This window comes from Variovorax boronicumulans (assembly GCF_019352895.1).
Classification (GTDB): Bacteria; Pseudomonadota; Gammaproteobacteria; order Burkholderiales; family Burkholderiaceae_C; genus Variovorax; species Variovorax boronicumulans_A.
Map to the genome: position 1 here is coordinate 1,848,245 of NZ_JAAAFX010000004.1, position 22,973 is coordinate 1,871,217.

Below are 22,973 nucleotides of genomic sequence, written 5' to 3' on the forward strand. Positions count from 1 at the left end.
AGTGAAGGTGGCGCTCAAGGACCCGGACTTCATCAAGAAGGAAGAGGGCCTGGGTGCGGTGGTGGTGACGGACAAGCGCGTGGAACCGGCCGAGCACAAGAAGTTCGTGCAGGCGGAAGTCGCGCGCTTCGGCCCGGTGATCAAGGCTGCAGGCGTGTACGCGGATTGAGGCGGGCATGCCCGGGACTGCGGTTGGTGGCGAGGGTAAGTCCGTGGCGCCGCGCGCCGGTGCGGTGACTAGGATCGACTCCCTTCGCCGCCGTCGCGCGGACCCTCGCTCCACGCTGCTCCCGTGTCACTGCTCCTGTCCGTCGGCCGTGCCGTGCTGAACATCTCCGTGCCCCGCCGGCCCGGCTTCGCGGGCGCGCCCGACGGTTTGCTGGCCGGCCTACAGGCCGACACCCCTGGTGCGTCCGAACGCCGGGGTGCGGTGCACCGATGGCGCTGGATCGCCATCGGCGCCTGGCTCTGCCTGATCGCCTCGGGGGGCATGCTGGCCTATACGCTCGGCGAGCGCGCCGGCATCCATTCGCTGCAGCAGGGCACGACGCATCGGCTCGACATCTACTCGGCGAGCCTGCGCAGCGAACTCAACCGCTACGAGTACCTGCCGCAGGTGCTGTCGCTGAGTCCGGACGTGCTGGACTTGCTGCGCAAGCCCTCCGACAGGAACCTGCAGCTCGACGCCAACGTCTACCTCGAAACGGTCAATGCGCACGCGCTGGCCTCGGCCATCTACGTGATGGACGCGCAGGGCCTCACGCTGGCCGCCAGCAACTGGAACCAGCGTGGCAGCTTCGTCGACATCAACTTTTCCTACCGGCCCTATTTCCAGGATGCTCTGCGCGGGCAGCCCGGGCGCTTCTACGGCATCGGAACGGTGAGTCGCGAGCCCGGCTACTACTTTTCCTTCGGCATTCCGGGCGAGGGTGACATGCTCGGCGTCGCCACCGTCAAGGTCAGCCTCGACAAGCTCGACGAGGCCTGGTCGCACTCCACCGAGAAGGTGCTGGCGGTCGATGGCAACGGCGTGGTCTTCCTGTCGTCCGATTCGGCCTGGAAATTCCGCGCGCTGCGCCCACTGTCCAGCGAGACGCTGATTGAGCTCGCGAAGACACGCCAGTACGCAGAGGCCGGCGAGCTGACGCCGATCGAGATGCGCGAGAAGAAGCGGCTCTCGGGCGGCGACAGCACGGTGGTGCAGCTGAGTGCGAACGAAGCCCGCCGCCAGACCGGCGGCGAACCCTTCGGCCCCGACTACCTGCTCGACAGCCGTCCCGTGGACGGCACCGACTGGAAGCTCATCATGCTGTCGGACATGAAGCCCGCGCATGCGCTGGCCCGCACCAGCGCGCTCGCGACCATGTTCGCGCTGGTCTTCCTCACCCTGCTGGTGCTGTTCTTCCAGCAGCGCCGGCGCATCGTCCACCAGCGGCTGGCGGCGCGCGAGGCGCTGCAGCAGGCCTACGACGAACTCGAGCACATGGTGGGGCTGCGTACCGAGGCGCTCAGCGCGGCCAACCATCACCTGCAGAGCGAGATCACCGAACGCAAGCGCGCTGAGGAGATACTGAAGACCACGCTCGACGACCTGGTGCAGACCGGCAAGATGGCCGTGCTGGGCCAGATGTCCGCAGGCATCACGCACGAGCTCAACCAGCCGCTGGCCGCCTTGCGCACGCTGTCGGCCAATGCGATGGTGTATCTGGAGCGCGGGCAGGGCGCTCAGGTCGACTTCAATCTGCGCACCATCTGCCAGCTTACTGACCGGATGGGCCAGATCACGGCGCAGCTCAAGAAGTTCGCGCGCCGTTCGGCCGTGGAACTGCAGCCGGTGGTCCTGGGCGACGTGATCGCCGACGCGCTGTTCCTGCTGAACCAGCGCATCCGCCACGACCAGATCCGGATCGAGCAGGCCATCGAGCCGGGCCTGCTGGCGCTGTGCGAGGGCAACCGGCTCGAGCAAGTGGTGGTCAACCTGCTGACCAATGCCTTCGACGCGACCCTGACCGCGACCGACGGCGCCCCGGCGATCCCGCGCCGAGTGCGCATCGTGGCACGCAGCGGCCCCGAGGGTGCGCGGCTGGAGATGCACGACAACGGCACGGGCATCGCGCCCGAGATCATGCCGCGCCTGTTCGAGCCCTTTTTCACCACCAAGGAGCAGGGCGTCGGCCTGGGCCTGGGCCTCGCCATATCGGCTGGCATCGTGCGCGACTTCGGCGGCCTGTTGCGCGCCGGCCAAAGCGAGCTCGGCGGTGCGGTCTTCATCGTCATCTTGCGCAACGGACAGCGCGCGGAAACCCCCTCTCATGCCTGAACAACTCGAAGTGCTGTTTGTCGAAGACGATCCATCGGTGCGCTTGGGCAGCACGCAGGCGCTGGAGCTCGCCGGGCTGCGCGTGTCGGGCTTCGTCTCGGCCGAGCAGGTGCGGCCGCACGTGGTGCCGGGCTTCGCCGGCGTGCTGGTCACCGACGTCAAGCTGCCGGGCGCCGACGGGTTGGCCTTGCTGGCCCATGCGCTGGAGGTCGACCCGACGCTGCCGGTGATCCTGGTGACCGGGCATGGCGACATCACGATGGCGGTACAGGCGATGCGCCTGGGCGCCTACGATTTCATCGAGAAGCCCTTCTCGCCGGAGCAACTCACCGAGGTGGTGGTGCGTGCGCTCGAGAAGCGGGCGCTGAGCCTCGAGGTGGAGCGGCTGCGCCGCAAGCTCGAGGGCTACGAGGCGATCGAGGCCAAGCTGATCGGGCGTTCGTCGGCGATGCAGCGCCTGCGCCGCATGGTGCTCGACCTGGCCGGCACCGATGCCGACGTGCTGATCCTGGGCGAAACCGGCACCGGCAAGGAGCTGGTCGCGCGCTGCCTGCACGACTATGGACGCCGCCGCGCCGGACACTTCGCCGCCATCAACTGCGGGGGCATGCCCGAGGCCCTGTTCGAGAGCGAGATGTTCGGCCACGAGGCGGGCGCCTTCACCGGGGCCTCGAAGCGGCGCATTGGCAAGGTCGAGCATGCGCGCGCGGGCACGCTGTTCCTCGACGAAATCGAGACCATGCCGATGAGCCTGCAGGTCAAGATGCTGCGCATGCTGCAGGAGCGCAAGTTCGAGCGCCTGGGCTCGAACGAGCTATTGCCCATGGATTCGCGCGTGATCGCCGCGACCAAGGCCGACCTGCTCGAGGCCGCGGGCGAGCAGAAATTCCGGGCCGACCTCTACTACCGCCTGAGCGTGGTGGTGCTGACACTTCCGCCCCTGCGCGAACGGCGCGAGGACATCCCGTTGCTGTTCACCCATTTTGCGATGCAGGCCGCGTTGCGCTACGAGCGCGAGCTGCCGAACGTGTCGCCGCGCCATCTTCAGGCCCTGATGACGCACGCCTGGCCCGGCAACGTGCGCGAGCTGTGCAACATGGCCGACCGCTTCGTGCTCGGGCTGTGGGACGGGGCGCCCGGCTTCAGCAGCGAGGCGCAGGGCACGCGGTCGCTGGACGAGCAGATGGTGCATTTCGAGCGCTACCTGATCCAGGAAGCCTTGGAGGCCTGCGGCGGCAGCGCGACTGCGGCGGCCGAGCGGCTGGGCGTGCCGCGCAAGACGCTCTACGACAAGATGCGTCGCCTCGGGCCGCTCGAGGCCGCAGCCGGCGACGCAGCCTCGCGCCGCGCGCTACGCAGCGCCTGAGTCCGCGGACGCCGGATGGCGGGCATCGTCCTACGCCGCCGTCGCCGCGAAACTGACACCATGGGCTTTTGCATCGCGGCCAGCATGGTGTCATGAACAGATCCTTCTCTCTTTGCCTTTTCCTGGGTGCCTGCGCATTCGGGGCCGGCGCCGGCGCCGAAGAGGTCAAGGTACCCATCGACAGCAACGACAAGCGCATCGTCTACGTCACGCCCAACGTGGTGTCGACTGAAAACACCGTGGTTACCAACGGTGCCACGGTCGGCGTGCAGAAGCCCGACGGCAGCACGGCCTATGGCGGCATGAACACCGCGGGCGAGCGGCCCACCTATTCGGTGGGCGCGAGCACGGGCGGCGACGTGTCCTTCTCCGCGGGCGTGCAGTCCGACGGGCGCAAGGAAAGCGCCGCGGTCAAGGCGGGCGTGACGATCAAGTACTGATCGCCTGCTGCCGCATCCTCAGGCCGGCACGCCCGATGTCGGCCTGCGCATGGCTTCCACGCGGCGGCGTACCGTCGCGATGTTGCGCCGCAGGGCATAGAGCTCGTCTGCATAGGACAGCGGTACCGCCACCTTGTTGACGCGGTCGTCGAGGTCGTCGAGCTCCTTGAGCAGCTTGTCCTTCGCATCGGTGCCGCCTTCGAGCCGGCTCTCGACATCGCGCAGCCGCGCATACCAGCGGAACACCCGCGAGCGCACGCGGAACTGGTAGAGCGGCGGCACCACGCGCGACAGCGGCAGCATCAGCACCACCAGGCCGCCGAGCACCAGCCACATCCGTTCGACCAGGTTGCTGGCCCAGAAGGGCAGGTAGCGCTGCCAGAAGGGCGGCGTGCCGTTGATGGCGCGGTCGCCTTCGGGGCTGACCGGCAGTTCGCTGGTGCGCGTGTTGGGGAAGTCGCGTGCGCGGTTGAACCAGCCGGCCTCGCCGTGCAGCGTCTGCGCGCTCTGCGCGAACAGCTGCTGCAGCGCCGGGTGGGTCTGCTCGCGCGACAGCAGCGAGGTGGTGGCGGCGAGCATCGACACGTCGGCGGGCGGCAGGTCCTTGGCGAGGTCCACCACGCCGCGCGGCAACGACACGGCCGACAGGAAGGCGAAGCGGCGCGAGTAGGCGTCGCTCTGGCCGAAGTCCATCAGCGCGATACCGGGGGTGCGCAGGAGGTGCTGCACCTGCGGCGATTGCGGTGCCGAGGCCAGCACGATCACGTCGAGCAGGCCGGCCTGCAACGCTTCGGAGGCCGACTTCTGCTCCAGGTGCGACAGCTGCATCTGCGCCGGGTCGAGGTGGTTGGCGCGGAACATCTTGTCCATGATCTCGGGCACGCCGCTGCCCAGCTTGTCGACGTTGACGCGCAGGCCGTGCAGTTGGGCCAGCGATGTCAGCGTGCCGGTCTTGCGGTCGATGCGCCGCGCGGTGTCGCTGCGGTAGAAGACCCACAGCGGTTCGTAGAACAGGCTGCCCAGCGAGCGCAGGCCGGCTTCCTCGTCGGCCACCACGTCGGCGCTGCCGCCGCGCACGAAGGCCACGTCGACGTCGCCGTTGCGCAGCATTTGCAGGTTGTCGGAGGAGCCGTCGCTGGGCCGAAGCTCGACCTGGATGCCGCTGGTGGCCAGCGCCTGTGCGTAGCGCTTGCCGAATTCGGCGTAGGCGCTGCCGGCCGGGCCGGTGGCCAGCGTCACGCGCTGGGGCGGCTGTGGCTGCAGCCACCAGTAGGCTGCGACCAGCATCGCGATGACCAGGAACACCACCGGCCCGGCCGAGGCGATCAGGTCGCGGATCGAGAGCAGGAAGAGCTTGAGGGGTTTGGGCATCGACATGGCGGGTCTCGTGATCAGCGGGGGGCGGGCGCCGCGCCGGCCAGTTCGGCCGCGCAGGGGAAGTGCTGGCCGTCGACGTCGAGCGAGCGCGCGGCCTGCACCGCGCGCAGCGTGGCGCGCGCCACCACTTCGGCGGCCATCGCGCTGAGCACCGTCATGCCGGGGGCATCGCCTTCGAGCGGCACGCGGCAGGTGGCGAGCGCGAACAGCGTGTCGCCGTCGCTCATGGTGTGGACCGGGTTGATGCTGCGCGCCAGCCCGTCGTGCGAGACCATGGCCAGGCGGTTGGCCTGTACCTTGGTCAGCACCGCGTCGGTGGCGATCACGCCGATGGTGGTGTTGGTGCCGGCCAGGAGCGGCCTGGGCGCCTCGCCGCGCATCAGCGCGCGCCGGATGTCGAGCAGCGCGCGGCCGTCGACCGTGCGCGCGCCGGCCACCACCTGTGCGGTGTCGGGGTCGATCACGTCGCCCAGCGCGTTGCAGGCGATCAGTGCGCCCACGGTGACGCCGCCGACCGTGACCGAGGCGCAGCCGATGCCGCCCTTCATCGCGCGGTCGACGCCGAACAGCTTGCCGACCAGCGCGCCGCTGCCCGCGCCCACGTTGCCTTCGGCCGGCGGCTGCGTCGACGCGGCCTCGCAGGCTGCATAGCCCGCGGCCGCGTCGGGGCGGATGCGCGCATCGCCCACGGGCAGGTCGAACAGCACGGCCGAGGGAATGATGGGCAGCGTGCCGAAGCGCACGTCCATGCCGACGCCGCGTTCCTCGAGCCAGCGCATCGCGCCGTCGGTGGCGGCCAGGCCCCAGGCGCTGCCGCCGGCCAGCATCACGCCATGCACCTGCTGCACCAGGTTGCCGGGCGAGAGCAGGTCGGTCTCGCGCGTGCCGGGCGCGGCGCCGCGCACGTCGACGCCACCGACCGCGCCCTCGCGCGTGAGGATGATGGTGCAGCCGGTGGGCCGGCGCGGGTCGCTGAAATGGCCGACTTCGATGCCGGCGACATCGGTGATCGACCCTGCAGAGGGAGGAAGAAGAGAAGAGGGTGCGGACATGGCGGCCGATTATGGGACTGTGCCTCTACGATAGGCCCATGACAGTTGAAGCAAATGGTGTCGCCCAGCGCGGCGACGCAAGGCGCCACGTGGTGGTGATCGGCGCGGGCGCGGTGGGCAGTGCGACCGCGATCGAGGCCCTGCGCGCCGGGCTGCGCGTGACCGTGGTCGAGCCTGAGGTGCCTGGCAGCCCGCATGGTGCGAGCTACGGCAATGCGGGCTGGTTGTCTTCGCACTCGGTGGTGCCGCCCGCGTTGCCGGGTGCCTGGCGCAAGGTGCCGGGCTGGCTGGCCGATCCGCTGGGGCCGCTCGCGCTGCGCTGGCGCTACCTGCCGCGCGCGCTGCCCTGGCTGCTGCGCTACCTGGCCTCGGGCTGGACCGAGGCGCGCGTGCAGCGCACGGCCGAGGCGTTGCGCAGCCTGCTCGCGGATGCGCCCGCGCTGCATGCGCAGCTCGCGGCCGAGGCCGGCGTGCCGCAGCTCATCGCGCAACGCGGCCTGCTGCATGCCTACCGTTCGCGTGACGAGTTCGAGGGCGATGCACTGGGCTGGCGCGTGCGCGCGCGGGTGGGCGTGCGCTGGGAGGAATGGTCGGCCGAGGAACTGCATCGCCGCGAACCGGACCTCGATGCGCGCTACACGCTGGGTGTCTTCGTGCCCGAGGCCGGCCATTGCCGCAACCCGGGCGCCTATGTGGCGGCGCTGGCGCAGCATGCGGCGGCCCAGGGCGCGCGCTGGGTGGCGTCGCGCGCCACGGGCTTCCGCATCGAAGCCGGCCGCCTGCGCGCGGTGCACACCGAGGGCGGCGACATCGCCTGCGATGCGGCCGTGATCTGCGCGGGCGCCTATTCGCGCCCGCTGGCCGCGGCCGCGGGCTCGCCGGTGCCGCTCGACACCGAGCGTGGCTACCACGTGGTGGTCGAAGGCGCGCGTGTCGGGCCGCGCACGCCGGTGATGGTGGCCGACGGCAAGCTGATCGCGCACTGGATGGACGGCGGCCTGCGCGCCGCCGGGCAGGTCGAGATCGGCGGGCTCGATGCCGCGCCCGACTGGCGCCGCGCGGACATCCTGCTGCGCCACCTGCGCTCGATGTTCCCGGCCCTGGCCGAGGACGATGCAGCGACGGTCAGGCACTGGCTGGGCCGCCGCCCCAGCATGCCCGACGGTCTGCCCTGCATCGGCCCGTCGGCGGCCAGCAAGGATGTGGTGCTGGCCTTCGGCCATGGCCATGTGGGCCTGGGCGGCTCGGCCCGCACGGGCCGATGGGTGGCGCAACTGCTCACGGGCGTCGCGCCCGAGAATTCGCTCGCGCCCTTCGATCCGAAGCGCTTCGGCTGAGAACGCCTGCGTTCAGCGCAGCGGCTCGATCGACAGCACGGTGAGCGCGCCGTCGACCTTGTCGGCGGTGAAGCGCACCTTGTCGCCTTCCTTGAGCTGCGCCAGCAGCGCGGGGTCGCGCACGCGGAACACCATGGTCATCGGGCTCATCTCGATGTTCGGGATCTCCTGGTGCCGCAGCGTGATCTTCTGGGCCTGGGGATCGACCTTGCGCACCTCGCCCTCGACCGAGGGCAGGGCGCCTTGCGCGAAGACGTGGACCGTCACGGCGGCCAGCATGGCAGCCAGCGCTGCATTCCATTGCTTTTTCATGGGTGTTCCTTGGGGTGGTTTCAACGATAGCTTTGGTAGACACGCGTGCTGCCGTCGGCCAGCACCAGCAGCACGTCGTAGGCGTCGCGCTGGTTGCCATAGGCGGGGCCGTCCATGCCGGGCGAGCCGATCGGCATGCCGGGCACCGCGAGGCCGACGGCCTTGGGCTTTTCTTTGAGCAGCCGGTGCACCTCGCGTGCCGGCACATGGCCTTCGATGGCATAGCCGCCGACCAGGCCGGTGTGGCAGGAGCCCAGCTTGGCCGGGATGCCCAGCCGCGCGCGGGCGGCGTTGTTGCCTTCGTCGTGCACGCGCGTGGCCAGGCCGTTCTTGTGGAGGTGCAGCACCCAGTCCTGGCAGCAGCCGCAGTTCGGGTCCTTCCATATCTCGACCATGGGCGCGGCCGCCAGGGCGGCCAGCGGCAGGGTGCCGGAGGCCAATGCCAGCAGCGGGCCCGCGCGTTGGAGCAATGTGCGTCGTTGCATCGTTTTCTTTCCTTTCGTGTCGCGAAGCTTCAAGGTTTGGCGGTAGCGGCCAGCACGCGGATGCGGCCGGCCATGCCCAGTTCGTAGTGGTCGTCGACCAGGCAGGCGAAGTCGAAATCGCCGGCGCGGTTGAAGGTCCAGACCATGGCGCCGGTCTTGCCCGCGGGCACGTGGGCCATCCAGGGATCGTCGTGTTCCATGCCCGGGAACTTCCGCATCATGGCGGCATGGGCCTCGATCTCGGCCTTGGTGCCGAGCACGAGCTCGTGCAGTTCCTGGCCGCGGTTCTTCAACTGGAGCCGGACCGTCTCGCCTTCGCGCACCTCGATCATCGAGGGGGTGAAGCTCATGTCGTCGGCCATCGCGATGTCGATGGTGCGGGTCACGGCGCGGGCCTCGCCGGCGATGCCCCAGGGCTTCTGCTCGGGCGCGAGCGTGGCCGCGCCCTGGGGCTTGGCACCGTGGTTCTCGTGCGCCAGCGTGGTGCCGGTGGCCGCCACAAGCACGAGGCCGGCGGCGAGGGATGCGAGTGTCTTGTGCATGGTGATGTGAATGTCGTGAAGGGGTTCAGTGGTCGTGTGCGCCGTGGCCCGAGGGCTTGCGCACGGTGGCGTCGGGCGTGCCTGCCGCCGGGGCGGCCTGCGTCGGTGGCGGCGCATCGACGTTCGGCACCTCGCGGGCCACGGTGCCGGCGGGGTGCCTGAACCAGCCCGGGTCGCTGTAGTCGCCGGGCTTCTGGTCGCGCCGCACCTTGAGCAAGGTGAACATGCCGCCCATCTCGGCCGCGCCGAAGGGGCCGCTGCCGGTCATCATCGGCACCGTGTTGTCGGGAATGGGCATCTCCATGCTGCCCATGTCGGCCATGCCCTTGTCGCCCATCACCATGTAGTCGGGCACCAGCTTGCGGATCTTCTCGGCCACGCCCCGGTGGTCGACGCCGATCATGGTCGGCACCTCGTGGCCCATGGGTCCCATCGTGTGGTGGCTCTTGTGGCAGTGCAGGGCCCAGTCGCCTTCCTCGTCGGCGATGAATTCCATCTGCCGCATCTGGCCCACCGCCACGTCGACCGACACCTCGGGCCAGCGCGCGCTCTTGGGCACCGGGCCGCCGTCGGTGCCCGTGACCTCGAACTCGTGGCCGTGGATGTGCACCGGGTGGTTGGTCATCGTGAGGTTGCCGACACGGATGCGCACCCTGTCGCCCTGGCGCACGTTGAGCGTGTCGATGGCCGGGAACACGCGGCTGTTGAAGCTCCAGATGTTGAAGTCGGTCATGGTGTTGACCTTGGGCGTGGCCGCGCCGGGCTCGACGTCGAAGCTGCCCAGCAGGAAGCAGAAGTCGCGCTGCACCGGCGCGATCAGCGGATGCCGCGCCTTCGGGTGCGTGACCCAGAAGCCCATCATCCCCATCGCCATCTGCACCATCTCGTCGGCATGCGGGTGGTACATGAAGGTGCCGGGCCGGCGCGCGGTGAACTCGTAGACGAAGGTCTTGCCCGGCGGGATGTGCGGCTGCGTGATGCCGCCGATGCCGTCCATGCCGTTGGGCAGGCGCTGGCCATGCCAGTGCACGGTGGTGTGCTCGGGCAGGCGGTTGGTGACGAAGATGCGCACGCGGTCGCCCTCGACCACCTCAAGGGTCGGGCCCGGCGACTGGCCGTTGTAGCCCCACATGTTGACCTTGAAGCCGGGCGCCATCTCGCGCACCACGGGCTCGGCCACCAGGTGGAATTCCTTGACGCCCTGGTTCATGCGCCAGGGCAGCGTCCAGCCGTTGAGGGTGACGACCGGGTCGTAGGGGCGGCCGTCGGGCGGCAGCAGCGGCGCGGCGGTGTCGGTCGAGGCCTGGGTGTGGGCCTCGGGCAGCGCGGCCAGCGCGGCGCGGCCCACGCCGGCCGCGGCGATGGCGGTGGCGGCGCCGGTGAAGAAGTGGCGGCGGTCCATCAGTGGGCTCCTGCGGTGGAAGGGAGGGCGGCGCTGTCGCCCGGTGATTGCAGCGCGTTCACGCCGGCCGGCGAGCTGCCGGTGAGCGCGAACTGCAGGTCGGTGTCGGCCAGCCAGAAGTCGCGCTGCGCGTCCATCGCGGCATTGACGGCCAGCATGCTGGCGCGGGTCTCGGCCAGCAGCTCCCACACGCTGGCCAGCATGCCGTTGTAGCGCAGCACCATCTGCTCGTTGACCTGCTGGCGCAGCGGCAGCACCTCGGTCTGGTAGCGCTGCGCGATGTCCCAGGCGCTGCGCCAGCCGCCGTAGGCTTCGCGCGCCTCGCTCGCGGCCAGCAGGCCGGTGGCACGCACGCGGGCCGCCGACTGGCGATAGAGCGCCTCGGCCCGCGCGCTGCGGGCCTGGCCCCAGTCGAACAGCGGGATCGGCAGCGAGAGTTCGAAACCTTGCTGCGTGCGGCGGCTGCCGTCTGCGTCGTTCTCGAATTTGGTGTTGCGCACGCCGCCGATCTCCAGCGCATCGACGAAGCGGGTCGCATGGGTGAGGCCCAGCGAATCGGCGGTGGCCGCGGTCTGGGCCTGGGCGGCGCGCACGTCGAGCCGGTCGCGCAGCGCGCTGGCCTGCACATCGGCGAGCGCGGGCATCGACACGGGCAGCGGTGGCAGGCGATCGGGCAGCCGGTAGCCGGCCTGCGCCGCGCTCAAGCCCAGCAGGCGCGTGAGCTGCTCGCGCGCGGACAGCGCAGCCTGCTCGGCGCGCGCCAGCTGGGCTGCGGCATCGGCATGCAGCAACTGCTCGCGCGTGCGCTGCAGCGCGCTCCAGTTGCCGACCTTGGCCATGCGCTCGGCCAGTTCGGCACCGGCCTCGGTGGCCGACTTCGCGTCACGCAGGTAGACCACGGCCTGCTGCGCGGCCACCGCGCGCACCCAGGCGCGGCGCGTGTCGGCCGCCAACTGCAGCACGCTCTGCGCGGCCTGCAGCTTGGCGACCTCGTGGCGCTGGCCGGCCCAGCGCGCCTGCCAGGGCAGGGTGAGCAGGCCCAGCACGTTGAAGTTGATCGCGCGCTCGAGTTCGAGCTCGCGGCCTTCGCGCAGCCGGCCGAAGGCGAACACGGGGTTGGGCAGCGAAGCGGCCTGCACGCGGTCGGCATCGCTGAGCTGCAGGGTGGCGAAGGCCTCCTGCATGCGCGGGCTGTTGGCCAGCGCGATGCGCACCGCAGCCTGTGCGTCGAGCGGTTGTGCGAGCAGCGCGTCGACGGCCTCGCGGCTGGCCGCGTCGGAGGTGGCGCGCGGCGTGGCGTCGCCGAGGATGGCGTTGCCACCGACCAGCGACTGCACGTCGTGCTCGCCGCCGTCGGGCGCGAGGCTGGCACAGCCGGCCAATGCGAGCGCGGCGGCCAGGGTCAGGGCACGGGGAACAAGGGAGGGGGGCGTCGCGCCGCGCTCAGGCACGCGCGGCGCAGCCCTCGAAGGGCGATGAAGAAAAAGGAACACAGTGGATCTCCACGAGCGAGGAAGCGGCCGCCTGGACCCCTCAAAAGGGACACGGCGGACGGACTGCGGGCAGGGAGATCAGGAAATGGGCGGCTTGAAGCCCTGGCCGGCGTCGGCGCTGGCGAACAGCACGGGCTCGGCGGCCGGCGCGTGGCGTGGCGCCTCGGCTGGCAGGGGGACCTCGGGCCAGGCCGTCACGGCGACGGAATGGCAGAACTGGCAGGTGTCGCAGGTGGCGTGGCCGGCATGGGCCGTGGGGGCATCGCCGCGATCCATGGCGTGGCCCGCATCGGCGGAGGCATGCGCCATGTGCATCGCGTGCCCCTCGCCGGGCATCTCGTGCGACATCCCGTGCATCGCCTGTGCCGCGGCCACCGGCTGCGCCGGCGCCATCATCATGGCGTCGCCCATCCAGCCGCGCAGGGGCAGCAGGACGATGGCCAGGAGGAGCACGAGGATGCGCATGGGGCCCGATTCTAAAGTCGGGCGCGCAGCAGCCTCAAGCCATTCCCCACCACCAGCAGGCTCGCCCCCATGTCGGCGAACACCGCCATCCACATGGTCGCGCTGCCGAATACCGCCAGCGCGAAGAACACGAGCTTGATGCCCAGGGCCAGCGCGATGTTCTGCCAGAGCACCGCGTGCGTGCGGCGCGACAGCCGGATGGTTTCGGCGATGCGGCCCAGGTCGTCGTTCATGATCACCACGTCGGCGGTTTCCATCGCGATGTCGGTGCCGGCGGCGCCCATGGCAAAGCCGATGTCGGCCTGGGCCAGCGCGGGCGCGTCGTTGATGCCGTCGCCGGTCATGCCGGTCGCGCCGTAGCGCTGCTGCATCTCTCGTATCGCGCCCAGCTTGTCTTCGGGCAGCAGGCTGCCGCGGGCATCGGCGATGCCGGCTTCGCGGGCCACGGCCTGCGCGGTGGTCTCGTTGTCGCCGGTGAGCATCACGGGCGTGACGCCCAGCGCGAGCAGCGCGGCCACGGCCGCGCGCGAGCCGGGCTTGACGGTGTCGGCCACCGCGAAGAGGCCGAGCACGGCGCGCGCGTCGGCCAGCAGCGTGACGGTGCGGCCCTGCTGCTCGTGCACCGCGAGCGCGGCCTCGAGCTCGGGACTGCACAGGCCGCGCTCCTCGATGAGCCGGTGGTTGCCCAGCACCAGGGCGCGGTCGGCGATGCGGCCCTCGGTGCCGCGGCCGACCAGCGCGCGGAAGTCCTCGACCGGCGCGTGCGCGCCGTCGAGTCCCGCGGCCAGTGCCTTCGACACCGGATGGTCGGAGCGCCCGGCCAGGCTGGCGGCGGCCTCGCGCACCAGCGCCTTGTCGGCCGCGCCCCAGACCTGCCAGTCGACCAGCTTCGGCTTGCCTTCGGTCAGCGTGCCGGTCTTGTCGAGCGCCACGGCGCGCAGCTTGCGCGCGGCCTCGAGGTGGGTGCCGCCCTTGATCAGAATGCCGCGCCGCGCGGCCGCCGTGAGGCCGCTCACCACCGTGACCGGCGTCGAGATCACCAGCGCGCAGGGGCAGGCGATGACCAGCAGCACCAGGGCCTTGTAGATCGCATCGAGCCACAGCCAGTCGAGCAGCAGCGGCGGCAGCACGGCCACCGCGATGGCGAGCACGAACACGGTGGGCGTGTAGACCGCGGCGAAGCGTTCGACGAAACGCTGGGTCGGGGCGCGCGAGGCCTGCGCCTGCTCGACCGACTCGATGATGCGGTCGAGCGTGGTCTGGCCGGCGATGGCCGTCACGCGCACCTGCAGTTCGCCGCTCTGGTTGACGGTGGCGGCGAAGACCGTGTCGCCCACGGCCTTGTCGACCGGGATGCTCTCGCCCGTGACGCTGGCTTGGTCGATGGCGCTGTTGCCGGCCGTGACCACGCCGTCGAGCGGCACGCGCTCGCCAGGGCGGATGCGCACCACCGCGTCGAGCGCGACCTCGCGCGCGGCCACGCGGCGCCAGCTGCCGTCGGCCTCGCGCACCTCGGCCTCGTCGGGCGCCAGCGCCATCAGGCCGCCGATGGCGTTGCGTGCGCGGTCGGCCGCCTTGTGCTCGATGAATTCGGCCAGCGCATAAAGCGCCATCACCATCGCGGCCTCGGGCCATTGGCCGATCAGGAAGGCGCCGGTCACGGCGACCGCCATCAGCGCATCGATGCCCAGCTTGCCGCGCAGCAGCGACTTCATGCCGCTGCGGTAGATGCCGGTGCCGGCCAGCGCGATCGCCACGGCCGCCAGCGCCATGCCGGCGATGCGCCAGGCGGTGGTCTCGGGCAGCAGCAGGTGGCTCAGCTCGGCCACCACGGCCACGACCAGCGCCCCGGCGATGCGGGGCCAGCCGGGCAGGGGGCCATGGTCGTGGCCGTCGCCTACTTCTGCGTGCTCATGGTCGTGATCGTGGGCATGGCCTTCGTGGCCGGCATGGGGCGCATGGGCATGGGCCGCACGCGGCTTGTCGCGCAAGCGCATGGGCGCGCCGCAGCAGCCGTCGCTGGCGCAGCCGGAGGCGCTGTCCGGCTGGATCAGCGGCGTCACCGGCGTAGCGGTGGAAGAAGTGCGGTCTGGGGACATCGGTCGTCGCTTCCTGTGTTTTTCGAAGATGTGCCACGATTGGAAAGGTTGAAGTCACTTTAAGGTCAAGCCATGTCCCTTCCAAAGCCGCACGCCACCCAGGGTTACCGCATCGGAGAAGCCGCCGCGGCCAGCGGCGTGAGCGCCGCGAACATCCGCTATTACGAGAAGCAGGGCCTGATCGCGCCGCCGGGCCGGGGCGACAACAGCTACCGTTTCTACAGCGACGCCGACGTGCACGCCTTGCGCTTCGTCAGGCTGTGCCGCGCGATGGACATGTCACTGGACGAGGTGCGCACCCTGCTGGGCCTGGACCTGCGCAGCAAGGCCGATTGCGACGCGGCCTGCGTCGCGCTCGACGCCCACCTGGGCCATGTGCGCGAGCGGCTGGACGAACTGCGGACGCTCGAAAAGGACCTGCTCGCGTTGCGCAACAGTTGCGACGGCAGCGACGCGCAGTGCCACATCATCGAGTCGCTGCACGAGCGCGCCGACGCGCAGGCCTTGCAGGGCGACGAGCGTGGCACCTCGGCCACGCGGCACGTCTAGACGATCAGTTCACGGGTCCCGTGGGCAGCGGCATCGGCAGCCCCTGCGCCCGCACCGCCGTGCGCAGCCGGTCGGGGTAGTCGCTGATCAGGCCGTCGACGCCCATGTCCAGCAGGGACTTGATGTCGGCCGGCTTGTTGACGGTCCAGGGCACGACCTTGAGGCCGAGCGCCTGCGCTTCCTTGACCGCCGCGGGCGTCACGTCGTTGCCGGCGGGCGACCACAGCACCGGCGCCGCGCCGTCGCCGGCCGCGGCCTTGACCAGCTTGGGCGTCGAGCTGAAATCGGCCGCGTTCAGGCCGGCGGTCCAGCGCGGGTCCTTCAGGGTGCGTGCGGTCGTGAGGTAGGCCCGCGGCATCGACGGCGCGAGTGTCCCCACGAGCTCGAGCGTGCGCCAGTCGAAGCTCTGGAGGGTCACGCGAGCGGCCATGCCGGCCCGGTCGATCTCGGCCAGCAGCGCGCGCACCATCGCCTCGGGCGCGGCGCTGCTGCCGGGCTGCGTGGGGTCGATCTTGGTCTCGATGTTGAAGCGCACCGCATGCGCGCGGCGCGCCTGCACCAGCGCGAACACCGAGGCCAGCGTCGGGATGCGCTCGCCGTCATGGGCGGTCTGGCTGGCGAACTGCTCGGCGTACTTGCTGCCGGGCTGCAGCCGGCCCACGTCGTAGGCCTGCAGCTGCGCCAGCGTGAGCGCGTGGATCAACGGCCCGGCCGCGGGCAGCCACTGGCCCTGCGCATCGCGCGTGTGCGCCGGGTTGAGCGCCATGTCGTGCGAGACCACGACCACGCCGTCGGCCGTGAGCCCGATGTCGAGCTCGAGCGTGCTCACGCCCATGGTCACGGCCTGGTCGAAGGCATGCAGCGTGTTCTCGGGCCAGAGCCCGCGGCCGCCGCGGTGGGCCTGGATGTCGAAGGCCTGGGCGGCGAAGGTCGCGAGCGCCAGCAGCGCGGTGGCGATCAAGGGGCGTGCACGTGGCATTTCAGATCTCCAGGGTGTAGGCGCCCGCAGCGCATGAAACCGACGCGACCCGAGGACAGGGCACCCGCGGAACTGGCTCCGCCAGGCCGCTGGGTGCGCCCCCTGGGGGGAGGCGCCGCAGGCGCTTCGGGGGGGTCATATCAACGCCACTTTGATGTCGTCCTGTTGCACCGTGATGTCGCCGATCTGGTAGGTCTTGCGGCCCACGGTCAGCTCCTCGGGCTTGAAGGTGCGCAGCGGGTAATCGCGCAGCAGCTCCTGCGCCACCAGCCCGCCGATCTTCTGCAGCCGCTCGGCGTCGCGGCCGTCCAGGCCCTGCAGCTCGATGCGCTCGGCGCGCGGTTCGTGCAGCCGCAGCGCGAGCGCGGCGACGTCGTACTTCAGCGCGCTGCTGACCGACACGATGCCCTCGACGCTCGAGGGCTGCAGCAGCGGGCTGCCGATGGTCATGTTCGCCGTGATGCTGGCGCGGTTGGTGGCCGGGTCGAGCGTGAGCTGCGGGTCGCGCAGGCTCACCGAGAACAGCTCGGCATAGCGCTGGCGCACCGGGAAGCGCTTGGCGATCTGCGCCTGCAGCTCGTCGCGGCCGATGGTGTATTCGCTGGTGAAGAAGTTGAAGCCGGCCAGCGCGGCCAGGGGCGTGCCGGCCGCCGCGGCACCGAGCAGGCGCAGCAGCTGGCGGCGTGGATGCAGATCGGACAAGGGGGGCGTGCGGTGGCGTGAAGGCATGGTGGTGTGAGCTTGCCACGCTTCGTCGCGTTCCCCGAACGACGGCCCGCAGCTCAATCTTTCAGCAGCGCCTCGGGCAGGCCGCTCACGAACTCCGCGAAGTCGCGCCCGCCGATCGAGATGTGGTCGAGCATCGCGGCCTGGGCCTCGGCCGGGTCGCCGCGCTGCAGCGCCTCGGCGATGCGTGTGTGCTCCACCACCGACAGCTGCATGCGGCCCGGCGATTCGAAGCGGTCGGCGGTGTAGCCGGCGCTGCGGGTGCGCAGGTTGCGGATCTGGGCCACCAGCGCTTCGTTGCGCGCCGCGGCGTAGATCAGCTCGTGGAAGCGGTCGTTGGCCACCTGGTAGGCCGCAGGGTCGTCGGCCTGCGCCGCGGTGCCGCACAGCGCCAGGCTGGCCGCGAGCTCCTGCTTCTCGGCCGGGCGCAGCCGCTTGGCCGCGAACTTGGCGGCGGTGGCCTCCAGCTCGCCCAGCAGTTCCAGCAGCTCGCGCAGCATGTGGATCGAGAGCTTGGGCACCGAGGCGCCGGTGCGCGGGCCCACCACCACGAAGCCCTGCGCGGCGAGCTGCAGGATCGCCTCGCGGATGGGGGTGCGCGAGACGTTGAAGCGCTCGCTCAGCGCGCGCTCGTCGATCGGTTGCCCGGGGCGCATCGCGCCGCTCGACAGGTCCCGAATGATCGTGAGACGGATGGATTCGGCGAGCGTCGTGCCCACCTCAGGGTTTTGACTGGGTTGCATACTGAGATTGACTGAAAGTATATTTATAACTCTTATAAATATTTAAACGGAGACTTTCCATGCGCAGAGCCGGCGGTTTACGAGGCGTTCTAGGTGCCTTCCTCATTTTGACGGGGGTTGGCGCATCCTCCCATGCCCAGGAACCCTGGTCGCCCACGCGGCCGATCCGGCTGGTGCTGGGCTACACGCCCGGCGGCGCGGCCGATGCCGTGGCCCGCGACCTGGCGCCGTTGATGGAGAAGTCGCTGGGCCAGCCGGTGATCGTCGACTACAAGCCCGGCGCGGGCGGCGCCATCGCCGCGGAGATGGTGGCCACGGCCGCGCCGGACGGCTACACGATCGGCCTGGTCGACGGGGCGCCGCTGAGCATCATTCCGCATGCGCGCAAGGTGAGCTACGACCCGACGACCAGCTTCAGCTACCTGGGGGTGGTGTCGAAGGCGCCGCTTGTGGTGCTGGTCCACCCCTCGGTCCAGGCGAACAACCTGCAGGAGCTGCTGGCGCTGGCGCGCGCCCAGCCCGGCGCCGTGAGCTACAGCACCTCGGGCCTGGGATCGATCCACCAGATGGCCGCCGAACTGCTGTCGGCCAACACGCAGACCTCGCTGCTGCACGTGCCGTACAAGGGCGCGGCACCGGCGCTGAACGACCTGATGGCGGGCTCGGTCAAGGTGTCTTTCGCCACCATCGCCCCGGCGGTGCCGCTGGTGCAGTCGGGCCGGGTCCGGGCCATCGCCGTGACCTCGGCGCGGCCGGTGCCGGCCTTCCCGGGCGTCAAGCCGATCGGCGAGCAGGGCGTGGCGGGCTACGACGCGCAAGGCTGGTTCGTGCTGGCCGGCCCGAAGGGCATGCCGGCGGAAATCACCCGAAAGATCAATGCGGCGCTGAACACCGCGCTGCAGACGCCCGCCTTGCGCGACAAGTTCATCTCGCAGGGCAACGACGTGGCGCCGGGCACACCCGAAGCGGCCACGGAACTGGTCAACGTCGACTTCAGGAAATGGGGCCGCGTGATCCGCGACCAGAACCTGCGCTTCGACTGAGTCCTCTCTTCCATTCTTTCCTTCACTTTCATCCATTGCCATGAGCCTCTCTCTCGAACCCACCGCCGCGGCCAGCGCCGAAGCCCCCGCCGCCGCCGCCGCGCCGCCCCTGCTGTCGATCGACGGCGCGATCGCCACCATCACCTTGCGCCGCCCGGCCACCCACAACCGCATCGAGCCCGACGACGTCGGCGTGCTGCGCGGCTACCTGCAGCAGCTGAATGCCGATGCCAGCGTGCGCGTGATCGTGTTCGCCAGCAGCGGCAAGAGCTTCAGCTCCGGCTTCGACCTCACGCGCCTGGGCGGCGCGGCCAGCGCCCACGAGAACACCTTCGAGATGCTCACCGACGAGATCGAGAACGCGCGCGCCATCACCATCGCGCGGCTGCATGCGCCGGTCTACGGCGGCTCGACCGACCTGGTGCTGGCCTGCGATTTCCGCCTCGGTGTGCGCGGCATGCGCATGTTCATGCCGGCCGCGCGGCTCGGCCTGCACTACTACCCGCACGGCATCCGCCGCTGGGTGTCGCGGCTGGGGCTGGGCGCGGCCAAGCGGCTGTTCCTCACCTCGCGGCCGATCCAGGACGAGGAGATGCTGCGCATCGGCTACCTCGATGCGCTGGTCGAGCCGGCGCAGCTCGATGGCGAACTCGCGCAATGGACCGCCGAACTGCTGGCGCAGGCGCCGGTGCCGCTGGTGTCGATGAAGAAGACGCTCAACGAGGTGGCGCGCGGCCAGTACGACGAGGCCACGGCAACGGCCGCCTACGGCGCGAGCCTGGGCACGCGCGACATCCAGGAGGCGCTGGCGGCCTTCGCCGAGAACCGCAAGCCCGTCTTCGCGGGCCACTGAGCAGCGCATGACGACGAACCCCAAGGACCTGCCGCTGGCTGGCGTGCGCGTGCTCGAACTCTCGCAGATCATGGCCGGCCCGATCTGCGGCCTGATGCTCGCCGACATGGGCGCCGAGGTGATCAAGATCGAGAAGTTTCCCGCGGGCGACGACTCGCGCGGCTATGCGCGGCCCGGCGATCCGGGCCTGGCGCCCAGCTTCCTGATGCTCAACCGCGGCAAGCGCTCGGTGGCGGTCGACATCCGGCAGCCCGCCGGACAGGCCGTGATCCGCCGCCTGGTCGGCAACTGCGACATCGTGACCGAGAACTACCGGCGCGGAAAGCTCGAGGCGCTGGGCCTGGGCTACGAGCAGCTGCGCGCCATCAACCCGCAGCTGGTGTATTGCTCGATCACCGGTTACGGCCCCAACGGCCCGCTGAGCGACAAGGGCGGTTTCGACCTGGTGCTGCAGGCCTTCTCCGGCCTGATCAGCGTGACCGGCTCGATCGACGGCGAACTGGCCAAGCCCGGCAACTCGGTGGCCGACATCAATGCCGGCATCCTGGCCGCGATGGGTTGTCTGGCGGCCTACATCAAGCGCTTGCGCACGGGGCAGGGCGCCAAGGTCGAGACCTCGCTGCTGCAGGCCTCGCTGCAGCAGATGTACTGGTTCGCGGCCGCCTACTTCTCCGACGGCTCGATCGCCAAGCCGATGGGCACGGCGCATCCGCTGATTGCGCCCTACCAGACCTTCCGCTGCGGCGAAGGCGCGATCGCGCTGGGCGGCGGCAACCAGGCCAACTGGCAGCGCATCACCGAGGTGCTGGGCCATCCCGAATGGCTGCAGGAGGCGCGCTTTCGCACCGGCCGCGACCGCCTGGGCGCGCAGCGTGCGCTCGAGGCGATGATCACCGAGGCGCTGGCCGCACATTCGGCGGCCTACTGGATCGAGCGCTTCGACCAGGCCGGCGTGCCGGTCGGCCCGGTGCACGACGTGGGGCAGGCGCTCGAGCATGCGCAGTCGCGCGCCATCGGCATGGTGGTCGAGGTCGACCATGCGGAAGGCGGCCGCACGCGCTCGCTGGGCCTGCCGATCCACTTCGACGGCGAGGCGCCATTCGCGCGCTCGGCCGCGCCGCGCATCGGCGAGCAGACACGCGAGGTGCTGGCCGAGTTCGGCTTCGATGCCGGCGAGATCGCCGCGCTCGAGGCGGCCAGGGCGGTCTGCCAGTACCAGCCCGAGGCGGGCTGAGCGATGACCGTCAGTCGTGCAGCGAGGACAGGAACTGCTGGAGTTCCGGCGTCTGCGGATTGGCGAACAGCTCGGCCGGCGGCCCCATCTCGTGCACGCGGCCCTGGTGCATGAAGATCACGCGGTCGCCGACCTTGCGCGCGAAGCTCATCTCGTGCGTGACCATCAGCAAGGTCATGCCCTCGTCGGCCAGCGACTCGACCACGCGCAGCACCTCGCCCACCAGTTCGGGGTCGAGGGCCGAGGTGATCTCGTCGCACAGCAGCACGGCCGGCTCCATCGCCAGCGCGCGGGCGATGGCCACGCGCTGCTGCTGGCCGCCCGAGAGCTGGTCGGGCATGGCGTCGAACTTCTCGGCCAGGCCCACGCGCGTGAGCAGCTTGCGCGCCTGCGAAGCGGTCTCGAGCGTGCTGCGCTTCTTCACCAGCGTGGGCGCGAGCATCACGTTCTTTCCCACCGTGAGGTGCGGGAACAGGTTGAAGCCCTGGAAGATCATGCCCACGCGCTGGCGCAGCTCGCGCATCGCCATCGCGCTCTCATGGAGCAGCGGCTTGCCGTCAACGCTCAGCGAACCCTGCTGGAACACCTCGAGCCCGTTGATGCAACGCAGCAGCGTGCTCTTGCCCGAGCCGCTCTTGCCGATGATGGCGATCACCTCGCCGCGCTTGACCGTGAGGTCGATGCCCTTGAGCACTTCGTTGCTGCCGTAGGACTTGCGCAGCGCCGTGATCTGCACGATGGGCGCGCCGGCCGCCACATGGGCGGCGTGCACGGGGGCTTCAGCGACGATGGACATGGATCTTCCTTTCGAGGTGCCGCGCATAGAGGCTGATCGGGAAACAGAGGGCGAAGTACATCAGCGCCACGCAGCTGAACACCACGAAGGGCTGGAAGGTGGCGTTGGAAATCATGCTGCCGGCCTTGGTGAGTTCGACGAAGCCGATCACCGAGGCCAGCGCCGTGCCCTTGACCACCTGCACCAGGAAGCCGACCGTCGGCGCGGTCGCGATCTTCATGGCCTGCGGCAGGATCACGTGGCGCATCTGCTCGCCAAAGCCGAGCGCGAGGCTGCCCGAGGCTTCCCACTGGCCCTTGGGGATCGAGGCCACGCAGCCGCGCCAGATCTCGGTGAGGTAAGCGCTGGTGTAGAGCGTGAGCGCGACCGTGGCCGCGGTCCAGGCCGAGACGTCGACGCCCATCAGTGCAATGCCGAAGTAGGCCAGGAACAGCTGCATCAGCAGCGGCGTGCCCTGGAACAGCTGCACATAGGTGCCGATCGCGCGGTCGAGCGCCTTGCCGGCGCGCAGCCGCAGGAACAGCAGCAGTGCACCCACCACGCCGCCGCCCACGAAGGCGATCACCGACAGCGCGACGGTCCAGCGCAGCGCCATCAGCAGGTTGCGCAGGATGTCCCAGAGGGAGAAGTCGTTCATGGTCTTTCTCCTGCGTTCAGCGGCCGAAGAAGTACTTCGGGCCGGCCCAGTTGAGCAGGCGGCGCAGGCCGACCGACAGCGCCAGGTACAGCACGGTGGCGATGATGAAGGCCTCGAAGGCGCGGAAGTTGCGGCTCTGGATCAGGTTGGCGGCGTAGCTCAGGTCCTCGACCGAGATCTGGCTGCACACGGCCGAGCCCAGCATCACGATGATGATCTGGCTCACCATCGCGGGCCACACCTTCTTCAACGCCGGTGGCAGCACCACGCGCGTGAACACCTGCACCTTGTTGAGCGCCAGGCTCACGGCCGCCTCGATCTGCCCGCGCGGCGTGGCCTCGATGCCGGCGCGGATGATCTCGGTGGCGTAGGCGCCGAGGTTGGCAACCATCGCGATGACCGCGGCCGTCTCGGGCGTGAGCTTCACCCCCGCGGCCGGCAGCCCGAAGAAGATGAAGAACAGCTGCACGATGAAGGGCGTGTTGCGGATCAGCTCCACGTAGGTGCCCACCCCCCAGCGCAGCCAGGCCGGCCCGCTGGACCGCGCCCAGGCGCAGGCCACGCCCACCACCATGCCGATCAGCGTGGCGATGGCCGTCAGGCCCACGGTCCAGCCGATGCCCTTGGCCAGCAGCCGCCAGTCGACGAGGACGGCGCCGAAGTCGAATTCCATATCAAAGGCTCCTTGGTGCCAGGCACATCAACAGCAATCGCACTTGTTCT

At 70.2% G+C, this 22,973-nt stretch carries 23 protein-coding genes and 1 pseudogene; 9 read left to right on the plus strand and 15 right to left on the minus strand.

All coding sequences use genetic code 11. The features are described from left to right. The 4 genes and pseudogenes from K0H49_RS30545 to K0H49_RS10090 all read left to right on the plus strand — a co-directional run. A pseudogene (locus K0H49_RS30545) lies at nt 1-169 on the plus strand (tripartite tricarboxylate transporter substrate binding protein BugD); the annotation flags it as partial. 123 nt (nt 170-292) lie between these two features. Beyond that, nucleotides 293-2,320, plus strand: coding sequence for a sensor histidine kinase (locus K0H49_RS10080; protein WP_219211684.1), 2,028 nt, complete (start codon nt 293-295; stop codon nt 2,318-2,320). Further along, nucleotides 2,313-3,686 carry a sigma-54-dependent transcriptional regulator gene (locus K0H49_RS10085; protein ID WP_219211686.1) on the plus strand — a complete coding sequence of 458 codons (1,374 nt, stop codon included), beginning with the start codon at nt 2,313-2,315 and terminating at the stop codon, nt 3,684-3,686. Before K0H49_RS10080 ends, K0H49_RS10085 begins: the two co-directional genes overlap by 8 nt. 92 nt (nt 3,687-3,778) lie before the next feature. Further along, nucleotides 3,779-4,126, plus strand: coding sequence for a hypothetical protein (locus K0H49_RS10090; RefSeq protein WP_219211687.1), 348 nt, complete (start codon nt 3,779-3,781; stop codon nt 4,124-4,126). 18 nt (nt 4,127-4,144) lie between these two features. Here K0H49_RS10090 and K0H49_RS10095 read toward each other — a convergent pair whose 3' ends face one another. Both K0H49_RS10095 and K0H49_RS10100 read right to left on the minus strand, forming a co-directional pair. Next, nucleotides 4,145-5,503 carry a TAXI family TRAP transporter solute-binding subunit gene (locus tag K0H49_RS10095; protein ID WP_219211689.1) on the minus strand — a complete coding sequence of 453 codons (1,359 nt, stop codon included), beginning with the start codon at nt 5,501-5,503 and terminating at the stop codon, nt 4,145-4,147. A 14-nt stretch (nt 5,504-5,517) separates the two neighbouring features. Continuing rightward, nucleotides 5,518-6,555, minus strand: coding sequence for a P1 family peptidase (locus K0H49_RS10100; RefSeq protein ID WP_219211691.1), 1,038 nt, complete (start codon nt 6,553-6,555; stop codon nt 5,518-5,520). 38 nt (nt 6,556-6,593) lie between these two features. Here K0H49_RS10100 and K0H49_RS10105 point away from each other — a divergent pair, with 38 nt between their 5' ends. Further along, entirely contained in the window at nt 6,594-7,892 is a 1,299-nt protein-coding gene (locus tag K0H49_RS10105) for an NAD(P)/FAD-dependent oxidoreductase (RefSeq protein ID WP_219211693.1), read from the plus strand. 12 nt (nt 7,893-7,904) lie between these two features. Here K0H49_RS10105 and K0H49_RS10110 read toward each other — a convergent pair whose 3' ends face one another. The 7 genes from K0H49_RS10110 to K0H49_RS10140 form a co-directional block, all read right to left on the minus strand. Continuing rightward, nucleotides 7,905-8,204, minus strand: a complete 300-nt coding sequence (locus tag K0H49_RS10110) for a copper-binding protein (RefSeq protein ID WP_219211694.1) — start codon at nt 8,202-8,204, stop codon at nt 7,905-7,907. A gap of 20 nt (nt 8,205-8,224) precedes the next feature. Beyond that, nucleotides 8,225-8,689 carry a DUF411 domain-containing protein gene (locus K0H49_RS10115; protein WP_219211696.1) on the minus strand — a complete coding sequence of 155 codons (465 nt, stop codon included), beginning with the start codon at nt 8,687-8,689 and terminating at the stop codon, nt 8,225-8,227. A 29-nt stretch (nt 8,690-8,718) separates the two neighbouring features. Next, the gene (locus tag K0H49_RS10120) at nt 8,719-9,231 is read right to left on the minus strand and encodes a cupredoxin domain-containing protein (RefSeq protein WP_219211698.1); all 513 of its coding nucleotides are present in this window, start codon (nt 9,229-9,231) and stop codon (nt 8,719-8,721) included. Nucleotides 9,232-9,256: 25 nt separating this feature from the next. Next, nucleotides 9,257-10,633 carry a multicopper oxidase family protein gene (locus K0H49_RS10125; protein ID WP_219211700.1) on the minus strand — a complete coding sequence of 459 codons (1,377 nt, stop codon included), beginning with the start codon at nt 10,631-10,633 and terminating at the stop codon, nt 9,257-9,259. Next, nucleotides 10,633-12,084 (minus strand): TolC family protein, encoded by a 1,452-nt coding sequence (locus tag K0H49_RS10130; protein WP_219211702.1) that lies wholly within the window; start codon nt 12,082-12,084, stop codon nt 10,633-10,635. Before K0H49_RS10130 ends, K0H49_RS10125 begins: the two co-directional genes overlap by 1 nt. A 120-nt stretch (nt 12,085-12,204) precedes the next feature. Beyond that, on the minus strand, nt 12,205-12,591 hold the full coding sequence (locus K0H49_RS10135; protein WP_219211704.1) for a DUF2946 family protein: 387 nt from the start codon (nt 12,589-12,591) through the stop codon (nt 12,205-12,207). A gap of 11 nt (nt 12,592-12,602) precedes the next feature. Continuing rightward, on the minus strand, nt 12,603-14,690 hold the full coding sequence (locus K0H49_RS10140) for a heavy metal translocating P-type ATPase (protein ID WP_219211705.1): 2,088 nt from the start codon (nt 14,688-14,690) through the stop codon (nt 12,603-12,605). Nucleotides 14,691-14,762: 72 nt separating this feature from the next. On the opposite strand from K0H49_RS10140, the gene K0H49_RS10145 reads away from it, so the two are divergent. Next, the gene (locus tag K0H49_RS10145; protein WP_219211707.1) at nt 14,763-15,239 is read left to right on the plus strand and encodes a MerR family transcriptional regulator; all 477 of its coding nucleotides are present in this window, start codon (nt 14,763-14,765) and stop codon (nt 15,237-15,239) included. 4 nt (nt 15,240-15,243) lie between these two features. On the opposite strand, the gene K0H49_RS10150 is transcribed toward K0H49_RS10145, so the two are convergent. The 3 genes from K0H49_RS10150 to K0H49_RS10160 form a co-directional block, all read right to left on the minus strand. Continuing rightward, nucleotides 15,244-16,218, minus strand: a complete 975-nt coding sequence (locus tag K0H49_RS10150) for a glycerophosphodiester phosphodiesterase (protein WP_219211709.1) — start codon at nt 16,216-16,218, stop codon at nt 15,244-15,246. A gap of 135 nt (nt 16,219-16,353) precedes the next feature. Further along, nucleotides 16,354-16,947: a DUF1439 domain-containing protein gene (locus tag K0H49_RS10155; protein WP_257624648.1), complete on the minus strand. Its 594-nt coding sequence runs from the start codon at nt 16,945-16,947 to the stop codon at nt 16,354-16,356. A 53-nt stretch (nt 16,948-17,000) separates the two neighbouring features. Further along, on the minus strand, nt 17,001-17,687 hold the full coding sequence (locus K0H49_RS10160) for a GntR family transcriptional regulator (protein ID WP_219211710.1): 687 nt from the start codon (nt 17,685-17,687) through the stop codon (nt 17,001-17,003). A 107-nt stretch (nt 17,688-17,794) separates the two neighbouring features. Here K0H49_RS10160 and K0H49_RS10165 point away from each other — a divergent pair, with 107 nt between their 5' ends. From K0H49_RS10165 to K0H49_RS10175, 3 genes are read left to right on the plus strand one after another with little or no spacing between them, the layout of a single operon-like run. Beyond that, nucleotides 17,795-18,730: a Bug family tripartite tricarboxylate transporter substrate binding protein gene (locus K0H49_RS10165; RefSeq protein ID WP_257624649.1), complete on the plus strand. Its 936-nt coding sequence runs from the start codon at nt 17,795-17,797 to the stop codon at nt 18,728-18,730. A 40-nt stretch (nt 18,731-18,770) separates the two neighbouring features. After that, nucleotides 18,771-19,583, plus strand: a complete 813-nt coding sequence (locus K0H49_RS10170; protein ID WP_219211712.1) for an enoyl-CoA hydratase/isomerase family protein — start codon at nt 18,771-18,773, stop codon at nt 19,581-19,583. Nucleotides 19,584-19,590: 7 nt separating this feature from the next. Then, nucleotides 19,591-20,817, plus strand: coding sequence for a CaiB/BaiF CoA transferase family protein (locus tag K0H49_RS10175; protein ID WP_219211714.1), 1,227 nt, complete (start codon nt 19,591-19,593; stop codon nt 20,815-20,817). A 10-nt stretch (nt 20,818-20,827) separates the two neighbouring features. On the opposite strand, the gene K0H49_RS10180 is transcribed toward K0H49_RS10175, so the two are convergent. Genes K0H49_RS10180 through K0H49_RS10190 form a run of 3 tightly spaced genes read right to left on the minus strand, consistent with a single transcriptional unit; the run spans nt 20,828 to nt 22,923 of the window. Next, nucleotides 20,828-21,613 (minus strand): amino acid ABC transporter ATP-binding protein, encoded by a 786-nt coding sequence (locus K0H49_RS10180; protein WP_257624650.1) that lies wholly within the window; start codon nt 21,611-21,613, stop codon nt 20,828-20,830. Further along, the gene (locus K0H49_RS10185; RefSeq protein ID WP_219211717.1) at nt 21,597-22,250 is read right to left on the minus strand and encodes an amino acid ABC transporter permease; all 654 of its coding nucleotides are present in this window, start codon (nt 22,248-22,250) and stop codon (nt 21,597-21,599) included. Before K0H49_RS10185 ends, K0H49_RS10180 begins: the two co-directional genes overlap by 17 nt. A 16-nt stretch (nt 22,251-22,266) precedes the next feature. Continuing rightward, entirely contained in the window at nt 22,267-22,923 is a 657-nt protein-coding gene (locus K0H49_RS10190; protein ID WP_219211719.1) for an amino acid ABC transporter permease, read from the minus strand. Between the last annotated feature and the right edge of the window lie 50 nt (nt 22,924-22,973).